Raw genomic sequence first — 17356 nt, 5'->3', positions numbered from 1 at the left:
AAGTGGTTTGTGTTGCCCGGCTGGTTTGATTACACTTGCACCATGCCAGATAAAACCAAACTAAGCCCGGAAGAAAGTCAGTTATTCCGTGACCTTGTCGCGGACGCCTCACCGTTGGTGCAGGATAAAAAGTGGCATCATTCTACTCCGGTTACATCAAAAACTAAAGCAAAAGCCCGGGTGCCCGCCGAGGAGCAAGCGCTGTTTTATTTTTCCGACCAATATGAAGGCTATGTGGGAGGTGACGGCGCACAAAGTTATGTTGCCCCGGGGGAGGACCAGCTGTTAGCCAGAGCCTTAAAGCGTGGCCAAATTCAGCCTCAGGTTACCCTGGACTTGCATGGCATGACGCAGCAACAAGCCAAACTGGAACTGGCGGCTTTGCTGCACTGGTGTCAGCAGCAACATCTGCATTGCGCCTGTATCGTCCATGGTAAAGGATTGGGGATTCTAGCGCGAAAAGTACCCAACTGGCTTATCCAACACCCCAATGTAAGGGCTTTTCATACCGCACCACGCAGTTGGGGCCGCGATGGGGCTTTGCTGCTACTGCTGGCGCTTCCGCAAGGTGCCATGAGCGATAAAGACAGTGACAATCTAACCTGATGGATCTTTGGTTACACCGGAAGTAAGCTCAACTCCTGAGGAGAAATAGCTTCCAGCAATTGCCCGTTTCGGCCTGGTTCATACTGCAAACAGGCCAGGCCTGCCGTAGCAAATACCGGACATTGACCAGCACTGCTGAAGGTCTGCACTAAAAAGCTTACCAGCGGCATATGGGATACCAATAAGATACGCTGCTCTGGTTCAGATGACCAAAGTGCATCCAGATACAGCTGTACCTGCATCGGATCACCTTCCGGCACCAGATCCGACAGCAACGCTAATTCACAACCGGCCGGCTGCTTTTGCAACATTAGTTCAGCCGACTGGCGCGCCCTGCTGTACGGGCTACAAATGATCTTATCAAAAGCAGGATAATGCTGACGCAGCCAAGACGCCATCCGGCAAGCTTCTGCTTTGCCTTTTGTGGTAAGTTGCCGTTTTGCATCCGTGCTTTGCAGCGCTTCAGCCTCACCATGACGCATAATCACTAAGTTGACCATCAACTGTCACCTACTACCGAAATGTCACGCCCCGGGTACACCAGGCTAAAAATTGTGCGCTATGATAATGAAAGATTCGCCAATGAGTAACTGTTATTAAGGCATAAACTTAGGCTATGCTATTCCTTAAAGGCATGAAAAGCCATAACTGAGCCGGTTGCCCCTAAAACCCAGCAGGCAGACTATTGAAAAAAAACGTGATAAAGCAAAGTCCTAACGACCAAAAGCAGTATAAACACCTGGTTCTGGCCAACGGCTTGGCTGTACTTTTGGTACAGCAGAGTGATGCAGAAAAAAGTGCTGCCGCGCTTTGCATCCGTGCCGGGCACTTTGATGATCCACCTGAACGACAAGGACTGGCACACTTTACCGAACATATGCTTTTTTTGGGAAGCAAGCACTATCCGATTGCTGGTAGCTTTCAACAATTTGTCAGCCATCATGGTGGCAGCAGCAATGCATGGACCGGCACAGAGCATAGCACTTACTTTTTTGACAGTGATGCAGAGCATTTTGCCGAAGGCTTACAGCGTTTTGCCGATATGTTTATCCACCCATTGTTTGCAGAGAGCTACATAGAGAAAGAGCGTCAGGCTATTGAAGCCGAATTCACCCTTAAACTTAAAGATGATGGCCGCCGGATTTATCAGGTACACAAGGAAACGGTTAACCCAGCGCACCCTTTTGCTAAATTCTCGGTAGGTAACCTGCAAACCCTGGTCGACTTACCAGAGCAAAGCCTGCGTGACAGCCTGCTGGCTTTTTATCAGCGTTACTACCTTGCCAGCCAGATGACGCTGGTTCTGGTAGCACCGGAACCACTCAGCACTCAGCAAGCCTGGGTTGAACAACATTTTACCGCGATGCCTCAGGGGGAATGCCAACGCGATTGGTTGGAGGAACCCCTCTACTTGCCTGAACAACTGGGTATCGAACTGAAGGTAGAACCGCATAAAGAGATGCACAAGCTGGTACTGAGCTTTGCCCTGCCTGGCATCCAACGTTGGTACCCTTACAAGCTGGTCAGCTTTATTGCGCATTTACTGGGTGATGAAGGACCGGGTTCTTTGTATGCTGAGTTGAAAGCGGCTGGCTGGATCAACCAACTTAGCGCCGGTGGTGGTGTCGATGGCAGCAACTTCAAAGACTTCAGTATTTCCTGCGAACTGACACAAGCTGGTATGGCCTCTACCGAGAAAATCACTCATGCCATCTTTCAATATCTGGCCATGCTAAAACAATCACCCTTCCCACAGCCGTTGTACCGTGAACGACAGCAACTGCTGGAATGGTCATTTAGCTATCAGGAGCCAAGCACTTCCGAGCAAACCGCCACTGAGCTGGCTGTGAATATGCATCATTATCCGGTCGAGGATATAGTCTTTGGTGACTATCGGATGGAAACCCCACCAGAGTCCCTGTATCGTCAGGTGCTGAATTATTTTCAACCCACCAATGTGCGACTCATGGTGATTGCACCTGGCCTTGAAACCAACCAGAGCGCACGCTGGTACCTCACCCCTTATCGGGTAGAACCGCTGCCAGCCAGGTTGCTGCAATCGCTGGCAAACTTATCGCCATCGCCAAAGTTTCAGTTGCCACAACCAAACCCCTACTTCGTCGATGAGCTTCGGCTGTTGCCTCAGAGTGCAACACAAGAAAGACCAAACTGCATTCATCGGGATAATGCACTCACCCTTTGGTTCAAGCCAGATGCCGATTTTCATACCCCAAAAGGTCACATCTATCTGCAGTTGAGCCTGCCATTTAGCATAAAGAGTTGCTGGCACCTGGCTGCAACCAGACTATGGGTAGAGTTGCTAAATGATGAAATCCAACAAGCATTGTACCCTGCCAGCACGGCGGGTCTTGGCTACAGACTTCACGTACAAAAGCAAGGCATCAGTATTCACAGCTTTGGCTTAAGCAATAATCAAATTCAGTTGCTGCTCGATGTGCTGGAGCATCTAAGTCAATTTCAGGTCCAGGCTGGCCGCTTTCACGAAATCAAACAGCAGCTGATGCGTCACTGGCGTGACAGCCATAAAAATAAACCAGTCGCCAGTCTGTTTAGTCAGCTTTCAGCGGTGTTGCATCCACTCAATCCAGCCATCGACAGACTGCTGTTGGAACTGGAAAGCATGCAGCTTGATGCCTTTGCCAGCTTTCATCAGCAGTTGTTGCAGCAATTGCATATCGAGGCTTTTATGGTTGGCAACTGGCAACCACAAGACGCCATCGAATTGCAACAGCGCTTGGGTAGCTGGTTGTCTGATCGCGAGCATTGCGCTCCTTTGTCTGTGCCAGAGCGCTCAATGCAAAACCATGGCCCTGTTTGGCTCAATATAGACGTGGATCACCATGATCATGCGCTGGTCATCTACTTACCAGCACAGGATAAATCACCCGAACAGATCGGCCGCTTTATGCTGGCCAACCACTTGCTGGCACCACGCTATTTTCATCAACTGCGCACCGAGCAACAACTAGGGTATCTGGTAGGTACCGGTTATGTCCCTGTGAATACTCTGCCAGGCTTGGCTTTTTACATTCAATCACCCAATACGGATTGTCAGCTGTTGTATCAGGCTACCGTGCAGTTTTATCGTACTTTCCTGGCTGAGTTGGAGCAATTGAGTGAGCTTGAGTTTCAGGAGCTAAAGCAAGGGTTGCTAAACCAACTGCAAGATAAAGACACCAGTTTAAGTAGTCGCGCGAAGAGGCTCTGGCTGGCAATCGGGCAGGATGACTTGCAGTTTAACCTAACTGAGCGCATCAGCAGTGCGACAAAGCAGCTGACTCTGACGCAATTTGTTCACTTTTTTTACCAACTTCTCTCGCCAGATTACGATGCTATTTTCCTTGCGACCGACAGCAAGCCAAGCCATAGCCACCTGCGTTTTTTGGATGCATCAGAGCTGATTTCCGAGCTGGAAAATGATTAAAACGATTTGCTTTTGACAGCATCAGGCAATTTCTATATGTTAACGGTACCTAGACTGCATCCAAGATGATTTAATGCGCGCTGGCACCAGAACAACAATAATATTGAGCTGCCTGACTACTTTACTGCCAAACACAGCCTTCGCTATGGACTGGCAGGCTGTGCAACCTTATGTCCTCAGTGTTGTGTTGTTGCTTTCATTTGGTGCCCTATTGTTAGCTCATCTTAGTATTGTCAAGATGCGCCGATATCAGAGCCGACTGGAGCACAGTGAAGAAAGGCTTCGCCTTTCGCTCTGGGGTAGCGGTGATGAGCTTTGGGACTGGAACATTGAGCAAGGTACATTGTATCGCTCCAGCTCGTGGCAAAGCCCGGTTGAGCTAGACCCTGAGACTCAGGATATTCCTCCCAATCGCCAACAAATTCACCCACAAGACCTGGATCGAGTCAGCGAAGCGCTAAGCAATCATCTAAATCAACAAAGCCCCTATTTTGAAGCCACCTACCGCATTCGCTCTAGTGATCAACAGTGGATTTGGGTGCTTGATCGCGGCAAAGTCGTCAGTTACAACCAGCAAAATCAAGCCAGCCGTATGACCGGTACGCTGAAAAACATTCATCATATCAAACTGGCAGAAGAGCGCTTGCAGCTGTTCGCACAGTGCCTGGAAAATATTTCCGATGCGGTTGTTATTTGTGATACCTCTTTTCGCATTCTGGAAGTTAACCCGGCTTTTAGCCGCATTACAGGCAAAGATCGCGAACAGGTTATTCAACAACAGTTCGAATTATCGCTTTACCCAAGCCGCTTTCTACGTGATATCAAACAAGCCTTGGTGAAAACCAGCTCCTGGGTTGGCGAGGTGCAGGAACAACGCAGCGATGGTCAAACCTATCATGCCGAGTTGAACTTCAATGTGGTGCGGGATGAGCAAGGCCTAATCCAGCAATATGTCGCAGTATTTTCTGATATCACCGAACGCAAGACCCGTGAAGAACAGCTCAGTAAGCTAGCCAACAGTGATACTCTGACCGGCTTACCAAACAGGGCTTTATTTCTCAGCCAGTTGGGTGAGCTGGTAGAGCAACAAAAACGCCATTCACTTTTAATGTTCGACCTGGATAACTTCAAAAAAATCAATGATTCACTTGGTCATCAACTCGGTGATGGCCTGCTATGCAAGCTGACGGAGCGCCTTAAGTTATTTCCCCGCAACAAAGGACAGTTGTACCGGCTTGGTGGCGATGAGTTTGCTATTTTGCTGGAAAACACCAACGATATTCACACCATTACCTCACTGGCCAAGGAGCTTATCAAACAAATTAATCTGCCATTTTTTATCAATCAACACGAACTTGCGATCAGTTGCAGTATTGGCATAGTGCTATACCCAGAGGATGGTCAGGATCCGCAGAGTCTTCTTCGTAACGCGGATACGGCCATGTACCATGCCAAAAATGAAGGCGGCAACCGTTACCTTTTTTTCAACGACAGCATGAACAAACAAGCGGTAAAACGCTTGCAGATTGAAAACCTGATTCGCCATGGCTTAAAAGAAGACTTTTTTTCCGTCTATTATCAACCAAAAATGGATATCCACAGCGGTAAGCTGCTTGGAATGGAAGCATTGGTTCGTTTCATAACCCCAAAGCGCGGCATTATCAGCCCTGCCACCTTTATTCCTGTCGCTGAAGAAACAGGACAAATTGTTGAAATCGGGGCTGTGGTGCTCCGTAAAGCCTGTCAACAAGTGAAAGCATGGATTGATCAGGAACTGTTTCATGGTCGGGTGGCAGTGAACCTTTCAGCCAAGCAGTTTATGTTGCCCTATTTATGTGAACAAATTGACGATGTACTGCAACAGACCGAGCTGCCGTCTTATCATCTGGAACTTGAAATCACCGAAGGCACCGTCATGCAATCACCCACCATGGCAATTGATACCATGAAAAAGTTACGGGCTCGTGGTATTCACCTGGCTATGGATGACTTTGGAACTGGCTATTCGTCACTGGCATATTTGAAGCAGTTTCCGCTGAATACGCTGAAAATCGACAAAGCCTTCATTGATGATATGGACACGGCCCGAGGTCGCAATATGGTAGATACCATAGTGACGATTGCTCATAACTTAAGCCTGACGGTAGTGGCGGAAGGCGTGGAGGAAAAGCAGCAGCTGGACTTGCTTAAACAACTACGATGCGAAGTGATACAAGGTTATTACTACAGCAAGCCCTTGTCATCAGAGGACTTTACCAGGTTCTTGCAACAACAGCAGGCACCGAAGACGACTCAAGTCGCACGGACAGCTGCCACACTGGGTTAGCTTCCGTGCTCAACTGAGTTACCTTAGACACATCAACCGGGTTTTAACCCGGTAGGCGCGACTACAGAGGCTTAATCGCTGTCAACTTCAACGTAACTGAAATCGTCGCTGCTGTCAGCAATACGCTTCTTACCAAACACGGTATGGAATTTACGTTTTTCCTGCACGCGTTGTTTGTATTTCAGCCAGGTTTTCTCCACAGCGCTGGCCGCTTCGGCCTCTCCGCGGCAAACCAGTACAAAACGTTGCTCTTCATCAGTTTGTGGAGCACGACTACCCTGCTCCAGCTCCTGCAAAGCAACACCATGCTTTTCCAGCAGGTTACCTTCTGCCAGCGTAAAGCGTCCTGACCGGGTAAACCCTTTTGGGAAATTACGGTCATCGAAAAAGCGACGTGGAGCGACAAAACTTTGCTGCATCACTTTTTTCCTCTGTTGCTCATCATTACAATGCATTATTAGGGTTGCATGTTGTACAAAGCAAGTGGCAATTGGGATCACAATCCACTTGCTCTGCTCAACTGTGCGGAGTATGGTGAACAAAATTGCCCTCGTAAAACAAAAGTTTTTTATCGTGACGATAAAAATTCCTGAGGAAAGCACTTGGATACAGAGTTACTTAAAACTTTTCTAGAAGTTCACCGCACCCGTCATTTCGGTAAAGCTGCCGCCAACCTGTTTTTGACTCAATCGGCTGTCAGTTCACGCATTCGCCAACTGGAACAGCACCTTGGCGTCACCCTGTTCAGTCGTTACCGTAACAACATCCAGCTGACCACCGCTGGTGAGCGGCTACTGCCGCATGCCGAGACCATGTTAGTCACCCTTCAGCGGGCGCGACAGGATGTAGCGATTACAGCCGATCAACAACAGCAACTGGTCATCGCCTCAACCGCAACACTATGGGATTGTTACCTACTAGCGCGCTTTAGCGTGATGCAGCAACAACTTCCGGCCATCAGTTGGCGGGCTGAAAGTCTGGAGCGAGAGTCCATGATCCGTGGTTTGTTAGAGCGTCAACTGGATTTAGCTTTACTGTTTGACCCACCAAAAACTGATGACCTGCAAGTCGAGCATCATACGGAATTAAAACTGCTGCCGGTAATCCACTCTGATTTTGAGCCGACAAAAGCGGCCATGCAGGCCAATTATGTGTTAATGGATTGGGGGACGGCTTTTCAAATAAAGCATGCCGATATCTTGCATGAAGAGATCCGGGTCACGGTTCGAACCAATCATGCCGGCATCGCCCTGACATCTGTATTGCAACAAAAAGGCGCAGCTTACCTGCCAGAGACCATGGTGGCACAACAGCTGCAACAGGGGGTGCTGCAGCAAGTTGAAGATGCCCCGGTAATATGCCGTAATTTGTACGCTGCTTACCTGAAAGCAGCAGACAGGTGTGATAGCCTGCAAAACGTCCTGATACAACTGAAAGATACTAAGGTCTGAACAAACGGCTGTTGCGCCCTCTGGCCCTTAAGATCACCAGGCGTTTATGGCTGGTAAAAAGCGGCAACAATAAAGGTCCGAGCGCCAGCGCAGCAATGCCCCAACGCCAAGCAGACATACCAGCACGCAATGCAGCAATGTAGATTGAAATAGCGGTGCAGACTAAAACAGCAGGAAGCAACAACAAAGCGATCTCTCCCAATTAAAACAAAACAATGGAATAGCGCAGCAATGCGTATTTTATCAGATTCAAAGTGCGGATGTTGTTAAAACATGGCCAATTTACTGCTGCTGTTGTTCACAACCCTCACCATTTAGCCGTTGATACACCCAAGCTTGCTCACCACTGGTTAAAAAGACCTGAAAACGGCAATAGCGCAGCCCCAAGCGCTCGTACCGGTCCAGCCGCTGCATTTGCCGCTTGCTGACCTGCATTCGAACCCCTGCAGTGACTGCAGCTTCGTTTGCTACAATATTCAACCCCTGACGCTCAAACCCGGCCAACTCATCAACGGTTACTTTTACATCCCTTCCGGTGACCAACTTTCGTACCAATCGATTGCGGAGCGTTCCATAGGCAAATAATTGATAAGACTGCTGCTGATACTCCACACGTTCATCTGGCATGAAGAAAAATGGCGCTGGCCACCATAACCAAAGTAGCCACAACGTGAAACAAACCATCAGAACGATAGCAGTAATAAAACCAGCGACTTGTCGACGTATATGCATCTTACTAGTCTACCCCCAAACGAAAGACAAAAAAAAGCCCATCCGAAGATGGGCTTTATTCATTTATTTCTGATGTGCTTAGTTGGCACGAATTTCAATCAAGGTTGAAGCCTGCTCATTACCGGTTTCATCTGCAAATGAAATCACGCCCATATACGGCAATGGAGATGACTGCAAATCGCGTGTCATTAGAGTCACATTATTAAAGCGACCATCAATGGCACGAACAGGTGCAGCCAAGCGCGATGTGGCATTGTTGTGCTGGTCAACAATCCAGAATGGCATGGTGTAAGTGACTTCAGCTGCGCCTTGCAAATTGCGCGGGTGAACCCAGACGATATAAACATTGCCCGCTGCTTGATTGGCGGCAGGCTCCGGGTCACGCAGCACGATGTCTTCAAACCCACTATTGCTGGTTGAAGACGTGACAAATGAGCAGCTCCATCCCTGACAACGATAGACATACAAGTCCAAAATTGCGCCCGGCACTGTAGCCAGACCTTCGTTCAACATGAAACGAGCAACTCGGGTGCCTGCGGGGATTTCCAGAATGTGAGTCCCTAAGCTTGGTTCATTGAACTGGAAGGTACCATCTGGATCCTGCGGAATGGTTCTGGAGCTACCAAAAGGCGCAGACAAACCAACCATAGAAGCTGACGTACGGCCGCTGTAGTTCATCAGCACAGGGAAACTCACCCGGCCAGAGCTAGCTGCAACCTGCGCAGAAATCACCTCAGGTGCTTCGATCAGTGTTGGTGGAATGGCTTTTATGGCGATAGGGCTACGCACATCAAACTGACCATTGCTCAACGTCACAGAACCAAACTTCCAGGTTTCGTAATCGGTTGAAGGTGTAGTTTCAAATTTAATGGCGTAGGCAGCCTGACCATTGGCAGGAACGTCCAGTTGAGACGATGGTGCCCACTCGCCTGATGCATTCAGCGTTAATGCAGTAGCCTGAATACCGGCGGGCGCATCAATCTGAATGGTATAACTAGAGCTAAAACCTGATACGTCAGTGACTTCGCGATAAACAACGCGACTTACATCCAATTCAGCAATACCAATGGATGGCATATTCAATTGGCTAGCCTCGAACTCGTATCCCATGTTGGCAAAAGCATCGCAGCTAAAACCTGAGGCATTTGATACGAAGCTTTGCGCACCTAAACCACACAGGAATGCAAAGTAATGCGTGGTATCAACGTTATACACCAAACCAGGATTAGCAGCACTGGCAGGAACAGCATGGCCAGCACCAAAATCAAATGGATCAGCCGCAGTTACACCATTTTGTTTCACCACATTTTGACGTGCTGTCGTCATCAGTGCGGATTTGATCATTGCTGGTGACCAATTCGGGTTTGACTCTTTAAGTAAAGCAGCCATACCAGCAATATGCGGGCTGGACATTGAAGTACCCTGCAAGTAAACAAAAGGTACGTCATTGGCACCTAACATCCGCTCTTCGGAGCCTGCTGCAAGGATGCGAACACCCGGAGCGGTAATATCAGGTTTGATGATATCGAACGAAGCCATGTTTGGTCCACGCGATGAAAACCCTGCCATAATATTGCCAACCTCAGTTTGTGGTACCAACGCACCCGCCACAAACCGAACAGCAATATCTTCGCCGGCTTCAATAGCATCAAGTAACGCCAAACCATGAGCACGGCTAATCATAAAGCCAGGGATTGAGAAGCTACCATTGCCACCCATCACAAAAGGCGCGGTGTTATCACTGTTAAGCACAATAGCTCCAACAGCACCTGCTGCCTGTGCAGCTGCCAACTTGTTATCAAAAGGACAAGCACCGCGTTGCATTAAAACGATTTTGCCTTCAAGCTCTGCCGCATTATCCACACCATCACATGCCAGAATTGGGCTTGCCACGGCCAGATCAGCAGCTACTTCACCTATCTGAAAAAGCGGCGTCGTTGTAGCAGCTTCCACCGCTGGATAACTGCCCGCTACAGAGCCACCGGTTACATCAATGGCAGCGCCACCAACCACAACGCTGGTGCCATCATAGGTCGAAGCCGCTACACTCATAACCCAAGGTGCTGGCGTACCTACTGTGCCTGCTCCAGGGCCACTATTGCCTGCTGAAACGGATACAAAAACACCAGCTTGGGTAGCACGCAACTTCGCAGCCGCAGCCAAGGTGGTTAAATCAGTTAAACTTCCACCAATGGAGTAGTTGATGACATCCACGCCATCAGCAACTGCCGCATCAATCGCAGCCATGGTATCACCAAAGAAACAGCCACGCTCTGCGTTACCTTCAGGGCTTACGTAGCTGCTGTTCCAGCAAGCCTTGTAAGTAGCAATACGTGCTCTTGGTGCCACGCCAGTAACAAAGCCAGCAGGTTGGCCATTGATCGTTGCCATAACCCCTTCATTACCAGCTGCAGTCGAAGCTACATGGGTGCCGTGGTTGTCTGGATCGCGGGGCGAGACAAACTCACCTGGTTGCAAGTTATAAACGGAGGTAAAAGCACTATTAAAGTAGCGAGCACCCACCATTTTTCCATTACAGAAGAAGGTATCATCTTCACCGGTATCACAGACGCCGTTCCAGTTATCCAGCGGCCCATATGAGCCATCATCAGCAAAGCTTTCACTTTCAGGCCAAATGCCGGTATCCACGATACCGATCACCACATTCTCGCCTTTAACGCCCAAAGTATGCTGCCCATTGGCGCCGTTTAGGCCCAGAAACTCTGGTGTATTCGAAGTATCAAGTTGCATCGGCTCGTCTTGCCAAACACCAACAACATCCGGATGTTGACGAAGACGCTGCACTTCATCTGCAGTCAAGGTTGCTGAAAAACCATTGAAGGTATGGGTATAGGAGTACAGTACATTTGAAATGCCCATCTGAGCAGCAAGGTTCTGATGGAAGTTTGTGACTTGCTGCTTGTGGGCTTGCATGGCTGCAGAACGGGAATTATAACGATTCATGCCGGCAGTCAACTGTTCGTTAGGTCGCAGCTCACCTAAACGCGCTGCTTTTTCGATACCAGACTCGCCACGCACCTGAACGATATAAGGTGCGTAAGCAGCTGCGGCACCATCTAATTGCAGCAAAGAAGTATCAACGGATACTTCGTATGGATTTGCATGCACTACAGCCATAGTGCAAGCAGCCATAATGGCAGACGCCAAGATGGTTTTATTACCTTTGGTTTGTATCTTCATAATTTTCACTTTTAGTTATATTTATACTGAACAAGGAAGTTGCCAGCTATTCCTTAACTCAAGCAGTCAACCCCTGACATTTGCATAAATATGCAAACATCAGCACAGGAAACGCCATCGTAAAAAAAACCGACATAACTCATACAAAAAATTACACTCTAAGCTAAAAAAGGGCTTTTCTGGCAGCTTGAATTACAGAAATTGTTTGTTATTTAAACAAATAGCAGTAAGGCATGCAAAAAAAGCGGACACTTATTTTTTATCAAAAAATTAAGCACGACGGCGTAGCATCAGACCAAACAACGCCAGCAGTAGTAATCCTAAAGTAGCTGGTGTGGGTACAGTCACATTGCCAAGTGTCATGTCAAAAAAGTCGCCATTTGCATCGATGAAGTAACCAAAACCAGTATCAAAGAAACCTTCAAAGAAGTCGCCAGTGTTAATATCCTCTATCTGAAAGGATAAAAACTGAAAGCCTTCGAATAAGTTCTGAGGGTTAAAATTTGCAAGGAAAAAATCAAAATCTAAATCTTGAATAAGCTGAATGCCCATAAGTTCGAATGCAAACCAGCTGGTACTGATATTAAAGTCGTTGTTATTTACGCTTTCAGACACTTTGACACTGATAGAGCCTATGGTTTGGAAGATGCCATTATTGTCGATCAGCAGATCCTGCGAAAGAATGGGGGTTGCTTGGGTAGATGGGGCTGTAAACAGGGCGACAAAGCCCAAAACTAGTACGGCAAGTAAAAGCTTTTTCATTAATTTAACTCCTGGATGGATTGATTTTAATTAGCATGCATGGCTTTTGAATAACCATGCTAACCAATCAAAAGCAGAATGCATGCCAGAATCGCAATTTTTGCTCACACCAGATTATGTAAGACAATGCAAATACATTTAAAATGAAACGAAATCTTTACAGCTGTGTTCAAAGCGAACTGAAAGAAAAAAAGCCCCCTGGTACAGTTACACCAGGGGGCTTATCCGCAGGTCAAAAATCAATAGAAAGTTTTGCGGTCCGCTGCCATTGTGACAAGAAGATCAGAGGGCGCAAAACGCGCACCGAACTTGGCTTCATAGCCTTTGAGTGTTGCTACCAGCTTATCAGCACCCAGACTATCCATGTAACGGAAAGGACCACCCAAAAATGGCGGGAAGCCAATCCCAAAGATAGCGCCAATGTCACCATCCCGGGCCGATGCAATAACGCCCTCTTCCAGGCAGCGAGCCGCTTCATTCAGCATTTGCACTGTGGTCCGTTGCACCAGCTCCTCGCTGCTAAGCTTTGGATTAGGACTGATGCCTAGCAGAGGGTAAACACTGGCATCGACCGGCTTCTTGCCTTTGGCCTTGCCGCTGTATAGATAAAACCCTTTTGAGGACTTCTTGCCCTTACGGCCATCAGCCAACAGTTTATCAAAAGCCGTCGGTGCAGCGAAACGTTCGCCCAGCTCACCCTGTAAAATCGGGCCGATTTTAGCGCCAACATCGATGCCGACTTCATCCAGCAAGGTAATAGGCCCAACCGGGAAACCAAACTTGACCAGGGCTTTATCCAGCTTCTCAATCGGCTCGCCTTCCAGCAGAATTTGCGCCGCTTCGTTCATATACAGCGCCAAAATGCGATTGACGTAAAAGCCGGCGCCATCTTTCACTACGATAGGCGTTTTGCCTTGCTTACGGGCAAAAGCGACCGTGGTAGCAATGGTCTCTGGCGAGGTACCTTGATGCGCAATAACTTCCACCAGAGGCATTTTGTCGACCGGCGAAAAATAATGCAGGCCAATCACATTCTCCGGCCGCTTGGCTTTGGCAGCAATCTGAGCAATCGGCAAGGAGCTGGTGTTGCTGGCAAAGATGGTGTCTTCTTTGCAGTGCTGCTCAATATCCGCCACCATGTTTTGTTTCAGCTCAAGGTCTTCGAACACAGCTTCCACCACCAGATCAACGTCTTTAAAGCCACTGTAATCGGTGGTGCCAGTCATCAATGCCATTTGCTGTTGCAGCTCGGTCCTGCGTAGAAAACCGCGTTTGGCTTTTTTATCCAACAGCTGAAAACCATACGCCAGGGCATTGGCAATGCCTTGCTGCTGAATGTCTTTGATGCGAACCGGCAACCCCGCTTTGGTTGCTGTGACACTGGCAATGCCACCGCCCATCAGACCACCACCTAACACCGCCACTTTACGCAGCATACGTGGCTTGGCATCGCCAGCGCCACTTTCCTTTTTCATTTCGGTGGTAGCGAAAAACAAGGAACGCAGTGCCTTGGACTCTGGCGTCATGCACAGTTCACCGAAGGCTTTGGCTTCAGCCGCCAGGCCCTGCTGCATGCCCTTATCGATGCCAGTGCGGATCACCTGCAAAATTTTAAGCGGTGCCGGGTAATTACCATGAGTTTTCGCCAGCGTTTGTTTGCGCGCCTGGTCAAATACGATGCCACGACCGGGGCCGGTTTTTTCCAGCAACTTGCCAACCAGATTGAGTTTCGGCTCGTGCACAGGCTTTTTACCAGACAGCGCCAATTGCACAGCCGCCTCCAGTAAAATGCTGTTTGGTACCATCGCATCGGCCAAACCGGCTTTGAGCGCTTGTTTTGCCCGTAACTGCTTGCCAGTCAGCATCATATCCAATGCTTTTTGCAGGCCGACCAGCTTAGGCAGACGCTGGGTACCACCACTACCAGGCAGCAGGCCTAACTGCACTTCCGGTAAACCCAGTACAGTTTTACCATCGTCACTAACCACCCGCTGATGGCAGGCCATCGCCAACTCCAGACCACCACCCAGGCAAGGGCCATGAATGGCGGCAATCACTGGTACCTTCAATTGTTCGATGTCGGCAAACACTTGTTGGCCCAAACTGGCAATGGCTTCGGCTTCTTCGGCACTGTTGCAGCCATCAAGCATGCTGATATCGGCACCGGCTATAAAAGAATCCGGCTTGCCACTGATAATCACCACGCCTTTGATGCTGCTGTTTTGCTTGAGCTCAGCCAGCAAGGTTTTAATTTCATCGGCAAAGGTGGCTTTAAGCACATTCATGCGCTCGCCCGGCACATCCATGGTGATCACCGCGACGCCATCGTCACGCAGTTGCAAGGCAAAGCTGCTGGTGTTTTGCTCAGTCATTATTCGGTCTCCACAATCATAGCAGCGCCCAGGCCACCGGCAGCACAGGCCGTGGTAAGGCCTACCCCACCCCCGCGGCGTTTTAGTTCATTCAAGGTTTGCACCAGCAAACGGGTACCGGTTGCGGCAAAGGGGTGGCCATAAGCCAGCGAGCCGCCATTGACATTAAACTTGTCCATATCAATATCACCAATGGCTTTGTCCAGCCCTAACTTTTCTTTGGCGAACTTAGTGCTGCCAAACATCTTCATATTGGCCAGCGCCTGAGCGGCAAAGGCTTCGTGCATTTCAATCAGGGTTAAGTCGGCCAGTGTCATGCCAGCGCGCTGCAGCGCTATTGGCGTAGCGTACGAGGGGCCCATCAGCATATCTTCCCAGACATCAATAGCAGCAAAGGCATAACTGCGAATGTAGCCAAGCGGCTCATAACCCAACGCTTTAGCACGGCTCTCGGTCATCATTAGTACCGCCGAGGCGCCATCGGTTAACGGCGTGCTGTTGGCCGCTGTTACGGTGCCATATTTGCGATCAAATACCGGTTTTAAACGGGCATAGGAGGCCAGCTCAGAGTCCATCCGCACATTGTTGTCTTGCTCGAAAAAGGTTTTATGCGGCGGCACATGTGCCACCATGACTTCATCGGCCATCAGGCCGGATTGCCAGGCTTTAGCCGCCAGGCTGTGCGAGCGATGCGCCATTTCATCCTGGGCTTCCCGGCTAATACCATGAGTTTTCGCCATTTGCTCGGCGGTCTGGCCCATCGAGAGACCGGTGCTGTATTCGGCCACAGCTGGCGGCACCGGCAATAAGTCTTTTAAACCCAGTCGCTTTAAAATGCTCAGCTTCTGGCCCAGGGTTCTGGCTTTATTCATATCCACCAATGCCCGGCCCAGCTTCTTACTAACCCCAATTGGCAACACTGAGCTTGAATCCGCCCCGCCGGCAATACCGACCTGCACCATACCAGCCAGCATGCTTTCGGCCACATTGGCCACCGCCTGAAAACTGGTGGCACAAGCGCGGGTCACGCTGTAGGCATCGGTGTGTACATTCATGCCGGTACCGAGCACAATTTCCCGGGCAATGTTTGGCGCCTCTGGCATCTGCACCACCTGACCATAAACAACTTGTTCCACCAGGGCAGGATCAATTTCAGAGCGGATCAGTAGCTCATTCACCACCATCTGGCCCATATCCAGTGCCGACACACCATGAAATGCAGTCGCCTGCTTGGCAAAAGGAGTGCGTAGGCCACGAACGATGGCGATGCGATCCCCCTGACGGTTTTTTAATTCTAATGGCTTGGTCATAAGTATCCTCATGGTATCGGTGACAGGTCAGACCTGATTCGTCGTTCGATTGTAACCACAGTCGCTGGAAATTAAAACACCTGTTTTAAAATGAACGCATTGCAACCCGCTCTTGTCTTTTGCAGAATGAACCTTATATAAATGCGTACGTCATAGCATAGCTGCTTTTACTCCCTGCAAAGGTTAAACATCATTATGGTACAAGCTTTTACCGAATTGAAACGCTATCTCGACAGCCAGGTCCTGGGCCAACCAGCGCTGACTGAAGGCATTCTGATCGCCCTGCTTGCTAATGGCCACCTGCTGGTGGAAGGTCCGCCTGGTCTGGCGAAAACCCGCGCCGTTAACGCGCTGGCTCAGAGTGTGGAAGGTGATTTTCACCGCATTCAGTTTACCCCCGACTTACTACCCGCTGATCTGACCGGCACCGACATTTACCGACCGGAAACCGGCCAGTTTGAGTTTCAAAGCGGCCCCTTGTTTCACCATATTATTCTGGCCGACGAGATCAACCGGGCACCGGCCAAGGTGCAATCAGCGCTGCTGGAAGCCATGGCCGAGAAACAAATTACCGTTGGTCGCACCACCTACCCGCTGCCCGAGCTATTTTTAGTAATGGCCACGCAAAATCCGCTGGAGCAAGAAGGTACCTACCCATTGCCTGAAGCCCAGTTGGATCGCTTTTTACTGCATTTGAATGTCGATTACCCGGATGCGGACACCGAGCTGGCGATTTTGCAACTGACCCGGGGCGAAGCGCTACAACAAGCCACCGCCAAAGCACCGCAAATGACTCAGGCCGATATTTTTGCCGCCCGTAAAACCATTTTGCAGCTGCATTTAGCCCCGGCACTGGAGCAATATATCGTGGCTTTGGTGCTGGCCAGTCGCCAGCCAGCCAATTACGATCAACAACTCAGCCAATGGCTGGCTTACGGTGCCAGCCCGCGCGCTACCATCGCACTGGAACGATGCGCCCGGGCGAAAGCCTGGTTGGATGGCCGCGACTTTGTCACCCCGGACGACATTCAGGCGGTGTTTCACAATGTGCTGCGTCATCGCATTATTCTGACCTATGCGGCCGAAGCCGAAGGCATTAAAACCGATGCAGTGCTCACCAAAATCCTTGAGCTGGTGCCTGTCCCCTAACC

General features: G+C 49.5%; 12 protein-coding genes. 5 read left to right on the top strand and 7 right to left on the bottom strand.

From position 1 onward, the window contains the following. Window positions 1-9 precede the first annotated feature (9 nt). Complete coding sequence (gene smrB / locus JJU14_RS10040) at window positions 10-606, top strand: endonuclease SmrB (RefSeq protein WP_228613115.1); 597 nt, start codon at window positions 10-12, stop codon at window positions 604-606. 11 nt (window positions 607-617) lie between these two features. Here the strand turns inward: smrB and sixA are convergent, their stop codons facing one another. Further along, window positions 618-1106, bottom strand: coding sequence for a phosphohistidine phosphatase SixA (gene sixA / locus JJU14_RS10035; protein ID WP_228613113.1), 489 nt, complete (start codon window positions 1104-1106; stop codon window positions 618-620). Window positions 1107-1363: 257 nt separating this feature from the next. Between sixA and JJU14_RS10030 the strand changes: the two genes are divergently transcribed. Continuing rightward, on the top strand, window positions 1364-4051 hold the full coding sequence (locus JJU14_RS10030; RefSeq protein WP_228613111.1) for an insulinase family protein: 2688 nt from the start codon (window positions 1364-1366) through the stop codon (window positions 4049-4051). A 238-nt stretch (window positions 4052-4289) separates the two neighbouring features. Next, a complete protein-coding gene (locus tag JJU14_RS10025; protein WP_228613109.1) occupies window positions 4290-6377 on the top strand; it encodes a GGDEF domain-containing phosphodiesterase in 2088 nt (695 codons plus the stop codon). 71 nt (window positions 6378-6448) lie between these two features. Here JJU14_RS10025 and JJU14_RS10020 read toward each other — a convergent pair whose 3' ends face one another. Beyond that, window positions 6449-6796 carry a DUF413 domain-containing protein gene (locus JJU14_RS10020; RefSeq protein WP_091342130.1) on the bottom strand — a complete coding sequence of 116 codons (348 nt, stop codon included), beginning with the start codon at window positions 6794-6796 and terminating at the stop codon, window positions 6449-6451. Between the two features lie 183 nt (window positions 6797-6979). Between JJU14_RS10020 and JJU14_RS10015 the strand changes: the two genes are divergently transcribed. Then, complete coding sequence (locus JJU14_RS10015) at window positions 6980-7828, top strand: LysR family transcriptional regulator (protein WP_228613107.1); 849 nt, start codon at window positions 6980-6982, stop codon at window positions 7826-7828. A gap of 282 nt (window positions 7829-8110) precedes the next feature. Here JJU14_RS10015 and JJU14_RS10010 read toward each other — a convergent pair whose 3' ends face one another. From JJU14_RS10010 to fadI, 5 genes are all read right to left on the bottom strand, one after another. Then, entirely contained in the window at window positions 8111-8560 is a 450-nt protein-coding gene (locus tag JJU14_RS10010) for a gamma-glutamylcyclotransferase family protein (RefSeq protein WP_228613105.1), read from the bottom strand. Window positions 8561-8638: 78 nt separating this feature from the next. After that, window positions 8639-11761: a S8 family serine peptidase gene (locus JJU14_RS10005; protein ID WP_228613103.1), complete on the bottom strand. Its 3123-nt coding sequence runs from the start codon at window positions 11759-11761 to the stop codon at window positions 8639-8641. Window positions 11762-12031: 270 nt separating this feature from the next. Next, window positions 12032-12523, bottom strand: coding sequence for a PEP-CTERM sorting domain-containing protein (locus tag JJU14_RS10000; protein WP_228613101.1), 492 nt, complete (start codon window positions 12521-12523; stop codon window positions 12032-12034). A gap of 239 nt (window positions 12524-12762) precedes the next feature. Beyond that, window positions 12763-14895 (bottom strand): fatty acid oxidation complex subunit alpha FadJ, encoded by a 2133-nt coding sequence (gene fadJ / locus JJU14_RS09995; RefSeq protein WP_228613099.1) that lies wholly within the window; start codon window positions 14893-14895, stop codon window positions 12763-12765. After that, window positions 14895-16205, bottom strand: a complete 1311-nt coding sequence (gene fadI, locus JJU14_RS09990; RefSeq protein WP_228613097.1) for an acetyl-CoA C-acyltransferase FadI — start codon at window positions 16203-16205, stop codon at window positions 14895-14897. The genes fadJ and fadI overlap by 1 nt, the downstream gene beginning before the upstream one ends. A 195-nt stretch (window positions 16206-16400) precedes the next feature. On the opposite strand from fadI, the gene JJU14_RS09985 reads away from it, so the two are divergent. Continuing rightward, on the top strand, window positions 16401-17354 hold the full coding sequence (locus JJU14_RS09985) for a MoxR family ATPase (RefSeq protein ID WP_228613095.1): 954 nt from the start codon (window positions 16401-16403) through the stop codon (window positions 17352-17354). Window positions 17355-17356 lie beyond the last annotated feature (2 nt).

The sequence above is a fragment of the Alkalimonas sp. genome (genome assembly GCF_020831925.1).
Taxonomy (GTDB): Bacteria; Pseudomonadota; Gammaproteobacteria; order Enterobacterales; family Alteromonadaceae; genus Alkalimonas.
This window is presented reverse-complemented; position numbering and strand designations above follow the sequence as displayed.

Bases quoted from the DNA above. Each gene is read 5' to 3' on its own strand.
- fadJ (WP_228613099.1), bottom strand. From the start codon at position 14,895: ATGACTGAGCAAAACACCAGCAGCTTTGCCTTGCAACTGCGTGACGAT.
- JJU14_RS09985 (WP_228613095.1), top strand. From the start codon at position 16,401: ATGGTACAAGCTTTTACCGAATTGAAACGCTATCTCGACAGCCAGGTC.
- fadI (WP_228613097.1), bottom strand. From the start codon at position 16,205: ATGACCAAGCCATTAGAATTAAAAAACCGTCAGGGGGATCGCATCGCC.
- sixA (WP_228613113.1), bottom strand. From the start codon at position 1,106: ATGGTCAACTTAGTGATTATGCGTCATGGTGAGGCTGAAGCGCTGCAA.
- JJU14_RS10010 (WP_228613105.1), bottom strand. From the start codon at position 8,560: ATGCATATACGTCGACAAGTCGCTGGTTTTATTACTGCTATCGTTCTG.
- JJU14_RS10025 (WP_228613109.1), top strand. From the start codon at position 4,290: ATGCGCCGATATCAGAGCCGACTGGAGCACAGTGAAGAAAGGCTTCGC.
- JJU14_RS10020 (WP_091342130.1), bottom strand. From the start codon at position 6,796: ATGCAGCAAAGTTTTGTCGCTCCACGTCGCTTTTTCGATGACCGTAAT.
- JJU14_RS10000 (WP_228613101.1), bottom strand. From the start codon at position 12,523: ATGAAAAAGCTTTTACTTGCCGTACTAGTTTTGGGCTTTGTCGCCCTG.
- JJU14_RS10005 (WP_228613103.1), bottom strand. From the start codon at position 11,761: ATGAAGATACAAACCAAAGGTAATAAAACCATCTTGGCGTCTGCCATT.